The organism is Rhodobacter xanthinilyticus, from assembly GCF_001856665.1.
Classification (GTDB): Bacteria; Pseudomonadota; Alphaproteobacteria; order Rhodobacterales; family Rhodobacteraceae; genus Rhodobacter; species Rhodobacter xanthinilyticus.
The window spans coordinates 2,925,353-2,938,119 of the sequence record NZ_CP017781.1 but is presented as its reverse complement, the minus strand read 5'-3'; the positions used below and the strand labels follow the sequence as shown (position 1 = coordinate 2,938,119).

General features: G+C 70.2%; 7 protein-coding genes. 2 read left to right on the top strand and 5 right to left on the bottom strand.

The features are described from left to right. Window positions 1–100 precede the first annotated feature (100 nt). Entirely contained in the window at window positions 101–5,509 is a 5,409-nt protein-coding gene (locus tag LPB142_RS14340) for an alpha-2-macroglobulin family protein (protein ID WP_071166763.1), read from the top strand. Further along, a complete protein-coding gene (gene pbpC, locus LPB142_RS14335) occupies window positions 5,506–7,536 on the top strand; it encodes a penicillin-binding protein 1C (RefSeq protein WP_071166762.1) in 2,031 nt (676 codons plus the stop codon). Before LPB142_RS14340 ends, pbpC begins: the two co-directional genes overlap by 4 nt. Before the next feature lie 44 nt (window positions 7,537–7,580). Here pbpC and LPB142_RS14330 read toward each other — a convergent pair whose 3' ends face one another. The 5 genes from LPB142_RS14330 to LPB142_RS14310 form a co-directional block, all read right to left on the bottom strand. Beyond that, complete coding sequence (locus LPB142_RS14330; protein ID WP_071166761.1) at window positions 7,581–8,756, bottom strand: acetyl-CoA C-acyltransferase family protein; 1,176 nt, start codon at window positions 8,754–8,756, stop codon at window positions 7,581–7,583. A gap of 119 nt (window positions 8,757–8,875) precedes the next feature. Further along, the gene (locus LPB142_RS14325; RefSeq protein WP_068765356.1) at window positions 8,876–9,058 is read right to left on the bottom strand and encodes a hypothetical protein; all 183 of its coding nucleotides are present in this window, start codon (window positions 9,056–9,058) and stop codon (window positions 8,876–8,878) included. 74 nt (window positions 9,059–9,132) lie between these two features. Next, on the bottom strand, window positions 9,133–9,864 hold the full coding sequence (locus tag LPB142_RS14320) for a metallophosphoesterase (protein ID WP_068765355.1): 732 nt from the start codon (window positions 9,862–9,864) through the stop codon (window positions 9,133–9,135). A gap of 65 nt (window positions 9,865–9,929) precedes the next feature. After that, on the bottom strand, window positions 9,930–11,525 hold the full coding sequence (gene serA / locus LPB142_RS14315; RefSeq protein WP_068765354.1) for a phosphoglycerate dehydrogenase: 1,596 nt from the start codon (window positions 11,523–11,525) through the stop codon (window positions 9,930–9,932). Between the two features lie 66 nt (window positions 11,526–11,591). Then, window positions 11,592–12,737 (bottom strand): phosphoserine transaminase, encoded by a 1,146-nt coding sequence (locus LPB142_RS14310; RefSeq protein WP_071166760.1) that lies wholly within the window; start codon window positions 12,735–12,737, stop codon window positions 11,592–11,594. Window positions 12,738–12,767 lie beyond the last annotated feature (30 nt).

The following is a 12,767-nucleotide window of genomic DNA, read 5'->3' as shown; positions in this document are numbered from 1 at the left end:
CACCATGGCAGAGCTGCGTGAATTAACCCTTAATCCGTTTAACTTCGTTGCGGCGACTCTCCGGAAGTGAGAGGCTTTGCGCAATTTCAGGAGGATCGTCATGCGTATTTTGGGCCTCATTCTTGCGTTCACCCTGACGGCGGGGCCTGTGCTGGCGGATACGGCGCTGATTCCCGAGCGGCGGATGGTCTATTCCGAGGGGATGGATCTCGCCGGGCGCGATCTGGCGCAGATCTTCGACACCACGCTCGAGGGCTGCGAGAGCGCCTGTCTGGCGCGGCGCGATTGCGAGGCGGTGGTGTTCAACGCGCGCAACAATTCCTGTTTCCCGAAGGCCGATCTGCGCGAGGCGACGCCCTATCAGGGCGCCTTTGCCGGGGTGGTGAAGGCGGCGGCGCCGGGGGCGGTGGCGCGGGCGGCGGCGCGGGCGGCGGATCTTGCGTTCCTGACCGGCGCCGAGCTCACCATGGCCCATGATCAGGCGCGCGGCCTCGGGCGGGCGCATATGACCGGCGATTGGTCGGCCGATGAGCTTTCCGCGGCGCTGGCGGCGGCGCGCAAGGCGCGCGATGCGGGCCAGGTCGAGCGACTGACCGGGGCGCTTCTGGCGCTTTCGGACAGCTCCGAGCTCTGGCTCGATTACGCCCGCGCGATTCTGGTGCGCGGCGGCGAGGGGGCGGCCACGCGCGCGGTTGCGGCGGCGGTGAACGGCTATCTGCGCGCGCCCGCCAAGCCCGCGCAGGCCGAGGCGGCCTATGCGCTCTCGCAGGCCTTGGCGCGCGAAAACGATCACCGGGGCGAGCTTGGCGCGCTGCGGCTTGCGGGCGGGCTGAGCGCGCGCGCCGATATCGCCGAGGCGCTGGCCGCGGCGGAGGCGAAATACGGCTTCCGGATCGTCGAGAACACCGTCGAGGCCGATCTCGCGAGCCCGCGGGTTTGTGCGCAATTTTCCGAACCCCTTGACAAGGCGGGCGATTATGCGCGCTTCGTGCAGCTTCCTGCGCCCGGCCTCGCGGTCGAGGCCGAGGAGAACCAGCTTTGTGTCGCGGGCCTTGAACATGGCGCGCGGGTCAGCCTGACCTTCCGCGCAGGCCTGCCTTCGCGCGCGGGCGAGACGCTCGCCAAGGATGTCACGATCACCTCCTATATCCGCGATCGCAGCCCCGCGGTGCGCTTCCCGGGCCGCGCCTATATCCTGCCGCGCGCGCAAGATGCCGGCCTGCCGGTCGAGACGGTGAATGTCGAGCATCTCGATGTGCGGCTCCTGCGGGTCTCGGATCGCAACCTCGTCGCGGCGATGCGGCGCGATTATTTCGCCCGCTCGCTCGATACCTGGGCGGCCGAGGATCTCTCCGACAGCCTCGCCGAGGAGGTCTGGTCGGGCACCGCCGATGTCGCGATGGAGGTCAACCGCGATGTGCTCACCCGCCTGCCGGTGCAGGAGGTGACGGGGCCGCTCGGCGCGGGGGTCTATGTGTTGCAGGCCTCGGTGCCGGGCCAAGACCCCTATGACCACCCGCCCGCGGCGCAGTGGTTCGTGATCTCCGACCTCGGGATGACCAGTTTCGCGGGCGTCGACGGGCTGACGGTCGCGCTGCGCGGGCTTTCGGATGCCGGGCCGCGCGGCGGTGCGATGGTCGAACTTGTCTCGCGCGCCAACAGCGTGCTGGGCCGGGCGCAGACCGATGCCAAGGGCGTGGCGCATTTCCCCGCCGATCTGACCTCGGGGCGCGGTGGGGCGGCGCCGGCGATGATCTCGGCGGTCGATGGCGAGGATATGGCGTTCCTCTCGCTCACCGAGGCCGAGTTCGACCTCTCCGACCGCGGTGTCGAGGGCGCGCCGCCCGCGCCGCCGATTGATGTCTATCTGACCACCGACCGCGGCGCCTATCGCGCGGGCGAGCAGGTCTTCGCGACGATCCTCGCGCGTGATGGCGCCTCGAAAGGGCTCGCGGGGGTGCCGCTCACCGCGGTTCTGATGCGCCCCGACGGGGTGGAATATGGCCGCCAGCTGACCGAAGAGGTCGGCGCGGGCGGGCATGTGGCGCGGTTCGTGCTGGGCGGCGAGGCGCCGCGCGGCACCTGGCGGATCGAGGTCTATGCCGATCCGAAAGCGCCTGCGCTGGCCTCCGAGCGGCTCTTGGTCGAGGATTTCCTGCCCGAGCGGATCGATTTTGCGCTCTCGCTGCCCGAGGGGCTTCTGGCCGGCGGGTCGGTGCCCGAGCTGGGCGTCGAGGCGCGCTATCTCTATGGCGCGCCGGGGGCGGGGCTTGCGATCGAGGGCGAGGTGACGCTTTCCGAGGCGGGGGATCTGCCCGGCTGGGCGGGCTATCGGTTCGGGCGCCATGATGCCGGCTTCGCGCCGATCAGCGAGCCGGTCGACGGCGGCGAGACCGATGAAAGCGGCCATGCGACGGTCTATGCCGCCCTCCCCGATGCCGCGGAGGCAGGCGCGGTGCCGCTCGCGGCGCGCTTCACGCTGCGCCTTTCGGAGGCCTCGGGCCGCCCGGTCGAGCGCGAGATCACCCGGATCCGCATGCCCGAGACGCCGGTGATCGGCATCAAGCCGCTCTTCGAGAGCCTCGGCGAGGGGGATGAGGCGCGCTTCGGGCTGATCGTGCTCGGCCCCGATGGCGCGCCGCAGACCGCGGGCCTGAGCTGGCGGCTCAACCGGATCGAGACGCGCTATCAATGGTATCAGCTCTACGGCTCGTGGGATTGGGATGCGGTGACGGTGCGCAAGCGCGTGGCCGAGGGCAAGGCCGCGACGGGCGCCAAACCCGCCGAGATCGCGGCCCCGGTCGGCTGGGGCGAATATGAGCTCGTGGTGAGTGACGCCGACGGCCGCGAAAGCGCGGTGCGGTTTGACGCGGGCTGGTTTGCGCCCGCCGATGTGCTGGCCTCGCCCGACCGGCTCGAGCTCGCGCTCGACAAGGCGGGCTACCGCGCGGGCGAGGAGGCCGAGCTGCGGCTTGTCGCGCCCGCCGAGGGTGTGGCGCTCGTCTCGGTGCTCTCGAACCGGGTGATCTCGCTGCAATCGGTGAAGATCGAGGCGGGCGAGAACCGCATCACCCTGCCGGTGACCGAGGAATGGGGCACCGGCGCCTATGTCACGGCCTCGGTGCTGCGCCCGATGAAGGGCACAGCGCCTGAGCGCGCGCCGGTGCGTGCGCTGGGCCTTGCCCATGCTGCGGTCGACCCGGGCGCGCGCAAGCTTGGCGTTTCGATCGAGGCGCCCGAGGCCTCCGAGCCGCGCGCCGATCTCGTGGCGCGGCTGCGGGTCGAGGGCCTCGCGCCGGGCGAAACCGCCTTTGCCACCGTCGCGGCGACCGATCTGGGGATCTTGAACCTCACCGGTTTCGCGCCGCCCGACCCGCAGGGGCATTACTTCGGCCAGCGGCGCCTGGGCGTTGCGCTGCGCGATCTCTACGGGCGGCTGATCGACGGGCAAAACGGCAACCTCGGCGCGCTGCGCTCCGGCGGCGATGCGGGGCGGGGGATGTCGCTCAAGGCGCCGCCGCCGACCGAGGAGCTGGTGGCCTATTTCTCGGGCCCGGTGGTGGTGGGCGAGGATGGCACGGCCGAGCTGCGCTTCCCGATGCCCGCCTTCAACGGCACGGTGCGGCTTGCCGCGGTCGCGTGGTCGGACACGGCCGTGGGCCAGGCGAGCCGCGAGGTTCTCGTGCGTGATCCGGTCGTCGTCTCGGCGGCGCTGCCGCGCTATCTCGCGCCGGGGGATCGCTCGCGCCTGCTGCTCGATCTGACCCGCACCGAAGGCGCCGCGGGCCCGGCCGAGCTCTCTGTCACCGGCGCGGCCTTTGGGCTTGCGGGCGGGGCAGAGCAGGTCGCGCTCGCGCCCGGGCAACGGGTCGAGATCAGCCTGCCGCTCGCCGCGCCGAAGGGCCCCGCGCCAGAGGCCGGGATCTCCGTCGCGCTGACGCTGCCCGACGGGCGTAAACTCACCAAACCGCTCGCCCTGCCGGTGGGTTCGGCCGCGCCGAAGACCATGCGCCAGAGCCGGTTCGACCTCGCCCCCGGCGCGACATTCACCTTTGATACCAATGTCTTCGCAGGCTTCACTCCGGGCAGCGCCACGGCGCTTTTGACCGCGGGGCCGATGGGGCAGTTCAACGTGCCCGGGCTGATGGCGGCGCTCGACGGCTATCCCTATGGCTGCACCGAACAGGTCACCTCGAAGGCGCTGCCGCTCCTTTACCTCAGCGCGGTGGCCGAGGCCGCGGGGCTTGCCACCCCCGCCGATCTGCCCGCCAAGATAGAGAGCGCGATCGCGCAGGTGCTCGCCAATCAGGATGCCGGCGGGGCCTTTGGCCTCTGGGCGCCGGAATCGGGCGATTTCTGGCTCGATGCCTATGTCACCGATTTCCTCGCGCGGGCGAAGGCGGCGGGCTATGCGGTGCCTGATCTGGCGCTGCGCGCTGCGATGGACAACCTGCGCAACCAGGTCAATTACGCGCCCGAATTCACCGCCGAGGAGAACGGCGGCGGCGTGGCGCTGGCCTATGCGCTGATGGTTCTGGCGCGCGAAGGGGCGGCCTCGATCAGCGATCTGCGCTATTATGCCGATGTGAAACCCGACGATTTCGCGACGCCGCTGGCGGTGGCGCAGATCGGCGCGGCGCTCGCCTCCTATGGCGATCAGGCGCGGGCGGATGCGATGTTCGCCCGCGCGGCGGAGCGTTTGCGCCAGACCGCGCCGACGGGCTGGCGCGACGATTACGGCTCGGATCTGCGCGATAGCGCGGGGGTTCTGGCGCTGGCCTCGGCGGCGGGGTCGCGGGCGGTGCCGGTCGAGGCGCTCGGCGCCTCGCTCGCGAGCCGGATCGCCGCGGTGCCGCTCTCGACGCAGGAGGCGGCCTGGGTGCTCCTCGCCGCGCAGGCGGGGCTTTCGGGCGGCGATGCGGGGCTCAGCCTCGATGGTCAGCCGCTGACGCGCCCGGTCCTGCGGCTCGACGATCAGGGCGCTACGGGGGCGCGGGTGATCGCCAACACCTCGGCGCGGCCGGTGACGCTGACGCTGACCACGACGGGCCTGCCCGAGGTGGCCGAGCCCGCCGGCGGCAAGGGGTTCACCGTGACGCGCAGCCTCTACACGCTCGAGGGCGAGCCGGTCGACGCGGCCCATATCGCCCAAGGCGCGCGGCTTGTCGCGGTGGTCGAGGTGGTGCCCCATGGCCCCACCGAATCGCGGCTGATGATCGCCGACCCGCTGCCCGCGGGCTTCGAGATCGACAACCCGAACCTCTTGCGCGCGGGCGATATCGCGGCGCTCGACTGGCTCTCGGTCGAGGAAAACACCCGCATGGTCGAGTTCCGGCAAGATCGCTTCCTCGCCGCGCTCGATTGGCGCTCGGACGCGCCTTTCCGGCTGGCCTATATCCTGCGCGCGGTCAGTCCGGGCGAATTCGCGCGCCCTGCGGCCTCGGTCGAGGATATGTATCGCCCGGATCTGCGCGCCTGGAGCGAGACGGGGCGGGTGGTGATCGAGTGAGCCGGGCGTTCTTCGCGCTGGCGCTGGGCCTGGCGCTGGCGGCGGGCGGGGCGGATGGGCTGCGCGATTGGGTCGCGCGGACCGATCTGCCGCCGCTCGCGGTGCCGGTCGGCACCGAGGTTCTGGCCCGCGACGGCAGCCTTCTGCGCGCCTTTCAGGTGGCCGATGGGCGCTGGCGGCTCGCGCCCGGGCCGGTCGATGCGGGCTTCCTCGGCGCGCTCGTGGCCTATGAGGACCGCCGGTTTTACGCCCATGGCGGGGTGGATCTGCGCGCCATCGCGCGGGCGGCGGTGCAGGCGGCGCTCGCGGGGCGGGTGGTGTCGGGCGCCTCGACCCTCTCGATGCAGGTCGCGCGGCTTCTGGAGGAGGGGCCGACCGGCCAGCTCGCCGGCAAGATCCGCCAGGCGCGGGTCGCGCTTGCGCTCGAGGCGCGGCTCTCGAAGGCCGAAATTCTCGATCTTTATCTGCGGCTTGCGCCCTATGGCGGCAACCTCGAGGGGGTGCGCGCTGCCGCGCTCGCCTGGTTTGGCAAGGAGCCGCGGCGGCTCTCGACGGCCGAGACCGCGCTCCTGATCGCGTTGCCGCAGGCTCCGGAGGCGCGCCGCCCCGACCGCGCGCCCGAGGCCGCGCGCGCCGCCCGCGACCGGGTGCTTGCGCGGCTCGCGGCCGAAGGCGTGATCGACCCGGCCCAGGCCGAGGCCGCGCGGCGCGAGCCCATCCCCCTGACGCGGCGCGATTTTCCCGCGCTCGCCCCGCATCTGGCGGCGCGGCTCGCCGCCGCCGCCCCGCCCGGCGCGCGGATCGAGACGACGATCGACCCGGGCCTCCAACGCGCCGCCGAGGCGCTGGCGCGGCGCGCGCTTGCGGGCCTGCCGCCGCAGGCCACCGCCGCGATGCTCTTCGCCGACCACCAGAGCGGCGCGATCCTCGCCAGCGTCGGCGCGGGCGATTGGCGCGCCGAGCGCCGCGCGGGCTTTGTCGACATGACACAAGCGATCCGCTCGCCCGGCTCGACGCTCAAACCCTTCGTCTATGCGCTGGCCTTCGACGAGGGCCTCGCCCACCCCGAGACCCTGATCGAGGACCGCCCGCGCGCCTTCGGCGCCTGGCGGCCGCAGAATTTCGACCGCCATTTCCGCGGCACGATCCCGCTGCGGGAGGCGCTGACGCAATCGCTCAACCTGCCGGTCGTGAGCCTGACCGAGGCGCTTGGCCCCGAGCGGTTGATGGCGGTCCTGCGAGCAGGCGGCGCGGCGCCGGTGCTGCCCTCGGGCGCGCCGGGGCTTGCGGTCAGCCTCGGCGGTGTGGGGGTCAGCCTCGAGGGGCTGGTGAGCGCCTATGCGGGCCTCGCGCGGCTTGGCGCGCCGGTGCGTCTCTCGGCCGAGCCCGGCGCGGGGGGCGGCGTCGCGGGGCGGCTCATTGGCCCGGTTGCGGCCTGGCAAGTCATGGATATCTTGGCGAAAATTCCGCCACCCAAAGGCGGCGCGCCGGGCCGGATCGCCTATAAGACCGGCACCTCTTATGGCTATCGCGATGCGCTGGCGGTGGGGTTCGACGGGCGCCATGTCGGCGGCGTCTGGCTCGGGCGGGCCGATGGCACGCCGGTGCCGGGCGCCTTTGGCGGCGAGGTCGCGGCGCCGATTCTCTTCGAGCTTTTCGGCCGGGCGAAGCCCGCGCCCGATGCCCTGCCGCCGCCGCCGCCTGCGACGCTGATCGTGCCGACCGCGCGTCTGCCGGCGCCGCTGCAACGCTTCCGGCCGCGCGATGCGCTCTTTGCCGAAGACCAAGGCGGGCCGGCGCTCGCCTTTCCGCCCGATGGCGCCGAGGTCGCCGCGGCGGGCGATCTTGTCGTGAAGCTCGAGGGCGGACGGGCGCCCTTCACGGTCTTGGCCGATGGCGCGCCGGTGGTGGTGGGCGCGCGCGGGCGCGAGATTGCGCTGCCGCTCGGGCGGGGGGGGGCTTGGCGGCTGACCGTGCTCGATGCCGAGGGGCGCTCGGATTCGGTGCAGATCCGGCTCGCCAAATGAAACGCCCGGCCGCGAGGGCCGGGCGCGGGGTCAGACCCGGGCAATCAGACCCGTTCGATCGCGAGCGCGATGCCCTGCCCGCCGCCGATGCACATCGTGACAAGGCCGAGTTTGCCGCCGGTGCGCTCGAGGTGGTAGAGCGTCTTGATCGTCAGGATCGCGCCGGTCGCGCCGATCGGGTGGCCGAGCGCGATCGCGCCGCCGTTCGGGTTGACCTTGGCGGGGTCGAGGCCGAGCTCTTTCGAGACCGCGAGCGCCTGCGCCGCGAAGGCCTCGTTCGATTCGATCACGTCGAAATCGGCGACGCTCAGGCCGAGTTTCGCGCAAAGTTGTTGCACCGCCGGGATCGGGCCGACGCCCATCACCTCGGGGCGCACGCCGGCGACCGAATAGCCGAGCAGTTTCGCGCGCGGCTTCAGCCCCGCGGCCTCGGCGGCCTCGGCGCGCGCGAGCACCAGCGCCGCGGCGCCGTCATTGATGCCCGAGGCGTTGCCCGCGGTCACCGAGCCGTCTTTCTTGAACACCGGCTTGAGCGCGGCGAGCTTGTCGAGCGAGGTCGCTTTCGGGTGCTCGTCGGTGTCGAAGATCACCGAGCCGCGGCGCGAGGCGATCTCGACGGGCACGATCTCGTCCTTGAACACGCCCGCCTCGATGGCAGCGGCGGCGCGTTTTTGGCTCTCGAGCGCGAAAGCGTCCTGATCTTCGCGCGAGATGTCATGCTCGCAGGCGACGTTTTCGGCGGTGACGCCCATATGGCCGGTGCCGAACGGGCAGGTCAGCGCGCCGGTCATCATGTCGATCACCTTGGCGTCGCCCATCTTCTGGCCAAAGCGCGCGGCGGGCACGGTGTAGGGGGCGCGGCTCATGCAATCGACCCCGCCGGCGAGGGCGAAATCGGCGTCGCCGAGCATCAGCGCTTGGGCGGCCGAGACCACCGCCTGCGCGCCCGAGCCGCAGAGCCGGTTGACGTTCATCGCCGGCGTGCCGACCGGGATCCCGGCCTGAACGGCGGCCACGCGCGAGACATACATGTCGCGCGGTTCGGTGTTGAGCACATGGCCGAAGACCACCTGGCCGATCTGCTCGGGGGTGACGCCCGCGCGCGCGATGGCTTCCTTGGCCACCAGCGTCGCCAGATCGCAGGGCGCAAAGCCCGCGAGGCTGCCGCCGAAGGTGCCGATTGCGGTGCGCGCGCCGCCGAGAATAACGATACCGGTCATGGATAACTCCGCCCTTGGTTGGTTCGGGGGAGAGGTTATCCGCGCGCCGGCCGTGGCGCCAGTTGCCGCAGGGGAAGTGACGAAGCGTCACGCGCCCGGCATCGTAACGTTCCGGCGCGTCAGGGCCCGCGCAGCGCCTGCGGGGGCGGTTCGGTCGCGGTGAGCAGGTTCCAGATCAGCGCGACGCCATAGCGCTCGGCCGCGAACTCTTCCTCGAGGATCTCCTCCTTGAGAACATAATGGTTCGTGAGGGCATCGCCCTCGACCTGCCAGTGGCTTTCGAGTTTGGGATGATCCGACATGTCTTCCCCCGTGGTTGGTGTGCCCTCGGGAGAAGGGTCGCGCAAAGCGGTGAAGAAACCGTTGAGATCCGGGCTCAGCCGAGCAAAACCCGCCCCTCCGGCGTCAGAAGCCAGGCCTGCCGCCCCTCGATCACCGCCGCCGAGACCGGCCCGCCGTAGCCTGCGCTCGAATCGAGGTTCAGCCGGTTGCCGTAATGGGTCGCGCGGTCGATATGGCTGTGGCCGTGGATGACGAGGGCGCCATGCTCGCGCGGATCTTCGAGAAAATCGCCGCGGATCCAGAGCAGATCGTCCTCCACCTGCGCGGCGAAGGCCACGCCGGGGCGGACGCCCGCATGGGCGAAGAAGAGCTCGCCCGCGGCGTAGCTCAGCGGTAGCGCGGCGAGCCAGTCGCGATGCGCCTGCGGGATCGCGGCGAGGGCCTCGGCATGGAGCGCGGCGAGGGGGCGGTCCTCCTCGGCCATCACGCCATAGGAGCGCAGCGTGGTCAGCCCGCCCACCCGCGGGTGGGTCCAGCTCATCTCGGCGCGCAGCATCGGGTGGCGGGCGAAGGGGTCTTCGAGCCAGCGCTGGAAGAGCAGATCGTGGTTGCCCTTCAGCACGATCCAGGGCGCGCCCGCCGCCTGGCCCGCGATCAGCCGCGCGATCACCTGCGCCGAGGTCGGGCCCCGGTCGACGAGATCGCCGATATGGACGACCGGCGCGGCCGCGTCGCCCGTGCGCGCGCGGTCCTCCGCGATCAGCGCATGGGCGGCGGCGAGCAGGCCGTCCTGGCCGTGGATATCACCGATGGCATAATGGCGCATGGGGCCCTCCAATGGCGAAGGCCCCCCGCCGGAGCGAGGGGCCTGATGTCAGATCACCGGGGCGCTCAGGCGACGGTGAATTCGAGCGGTTTGACCTGCTGGAAGAGGCCGGTCTTCTCGAGCTCGGCCACGACCTTCGGGTCGAGCGCCTCGTCGAGATAGGCGATCGCGATCGCCTCGCCGCCCGCGGCCGACCGGCCGAGCGTGAAGTTCGCGACGTTGACCTTGTTGTCGCCGAGCAGGGTGCCGAGCTTGCCGATGATGCCGGGCACGTCCTTGTTGGTGGTGTAGAGCATGTGTTGGCCCACTTCGGCGTCGACATTGATGCCCTTGATCTGGATGAAGCGCGGCTTGCCATCCGAGAACACGGTGCCCGCGATCGAGCGCTCACGCGCCTCGGTGACCACGGTGACCTTCACATAGCCGTCGAACACGCCCGATTTGTCCTGGGTGGTGGTCGAGATCTGCACGCCGCGCTCTTTCGCGATCACCGGCGCCGAGACCATGTTCACGTCTGGGTTGGCCTTTTGCATGATGCCCGCAACCACCGCGCAATCGAGCGCCTTGAGGTTCATCTTCGAGGCGACGCCGTCATAGGTGATGTTGATCGCCTTGATCGGCTCGTCGGTCATCTGGCCGATGAAGCCGCCCAGATATTCGGCGAGTTTCACCCAGGGGCCCATGACCTTGGCCTCTTCGGCGGTCATCGAGGGCATGTTGAGCGCGTTCTCGACCGCGCCGTCGAGCAGGTAGTTCGCCATTTGCTCGGCGACTTGCAGCGCGACGTTTTCCTGCGCTTCGGTCGTCGAGGCGCCGAGGTGGGGCGTGCAGACGACGTTGGGCAGGCCAAAGAGCGGGTTTTCGGTGGCCGGCTCAACCGAGAACACGTCGAAAGCGGCGCCCGCGACGCGGCCCGATTTCAGCATCTCGGCCAGCGCCGCTTCATCGACGAGACCGCCGCGGGCGCAGTTGATGATCCGCACGCCGGGCTTGGTCTTCTCGAGGTTTTCTTTCGAGAGGATGTTGCGGGTGCTGTCGGTCAGCGGCACGTGCAGCGTGATGAAATCGGCGCGCGCCAGCAGCTCGTCGAGCTCGACCTTCTCGACGCCCATCTTCTCGGCCTTTTCTTCCGACAGGAAGGGGTCATAGGCCACGACCTTCATCTTCAGGCCCTTGGCGCGGTCGCAGACGATCCCGCCGATATTGCCCGCGCCGATCACGCCAAGGGTCTTGGCGGTGAGCTCGACGCCCATGAATTTCGACTTTTCCCATTTGCCCGCATGGGTCGAGGCCGAGGCCTCCGGGATCTGCCGCGCGACCGCGAACATCATCGCGATGGCGTGTTCGGCGGTGGTGATCATGTTGCCGAAGGGGGTGTTCATGACGATCACGCCCTTCTTCGAGGCGGCTTCGCGGTCGACGTTGTCGACACCGATCCCGGCGCGGCCGACGACCTTGAGGTTCGTGGCTTTCTCGAGCAGCGCCGCGGTCACCTTGGTGGCCGAACGGATCGCCAGACCGTCATAATTGCCGATGATTTCGGCCAGCTTTTCCTTGTCCTTGCCGAGTTTCGGCTGGAAATCCACCTCGATCCCGCGGTCGCGGAAGATCTGGACGGCGGCGTCGGAGAGTTCGTCGGAGATGAGAACCTTGGGGGCCATGATGGGCTCCTGAAATTGGGGATGGTCGGAAAGGGCGGGCAGGGCTGCCCGCCGCGCTTTCGTCAATCAGGCTTGCGCCGCGATTTCCGCCTCGAAGGCGAATTCGATCCAGGGCATCAGCGCCTCGACATCGGCTTTCTCGATGGTCGAGCCACACCAGATGCGCAGGCCGGCCGGCGCGTCGCGATAGGCGCCGACGTCAAGCGCCACGCCTTCCTTCTCGAGCCGCTTGGCCACGGCTTTCGCGAAGGCGGCGCCGTCCTTGATGCGCTCATCGGTGAACTTCAGGCACACCGAGGTGGTCGAGGCGGTCGCCGGGTCGTTGGCGAGGTTCGCGATCCACGGACGCGCGGCGCAGAAATCCCACACGACTTTCGCATTGGCTTCGGCGCGGGCGACGAGGCCCTTCAGCCCGCCGATGGTCTTCGCCCATTTCATCGCGACGAGGTAATCTTCCACGCAGAGCATCGAGGGCGTGTTGATCGTCTCACCGGTGAAGATGCCTTCGATCAGCTTGCCGGCCTTGGTCATGCGGAAGATCTTCGGCAGCGGCCAGGCGGGCTTGTAGCTCTCGAGGCGCTCGACGGCGCGGGGCGACAGGATCAGGACGCCATGGCCGCCCTCACCGCCCAGCACTTTTTGCCAGGAGAAGGTGGTCACGTCGAGCTTGTCCCAGGGAAGGTCCATCGCGAAGGCGGCCGAGGTCGCGTCGCAGATCGTCAGCCCGTCGCGGTCGGCGGGGATCTTGTCGCCGTTGGCCACGCGCACGCCCGAGGTGGTGCCGTTCCAGGTGAAGACGACGTCGGTCGCGAAATCGACCTCGGCGAAGTCGACGATATCGCCGTAGCCGGCTTCCTTGACGGTCGCGTCGAGTTTGAGCTGTTTCACCACATCGGTGACCCAGCCGGAGCCGAAGCTTTCCCAGGCGCACATGGTCACCGGGCGGGCGCCGAGGAGCGACCAGAGCGCCATCTCGACCGCGCCGGTATCCGAGGCGGGGACGATGCCGATGCGGTAATCCGCCGGCACGCCGAGAATGTCACGGGTGGTCTCGATCGCCTCTTTCAGCTTGGCCTTGCCGACGGCGGCACGGTGCGAACGGCCCAGGGGCGCGTCGGCGAGCATATCGAGGGTGAAACCGGGGATCTTCGAGCAGGGGCCCGAGGAGAAGCGCGGATTGGCCGGCCGCGCGGCCGGAGCTTGTTGAGCCATCTATGGTATCCTTACAGATAAACGCCTCTC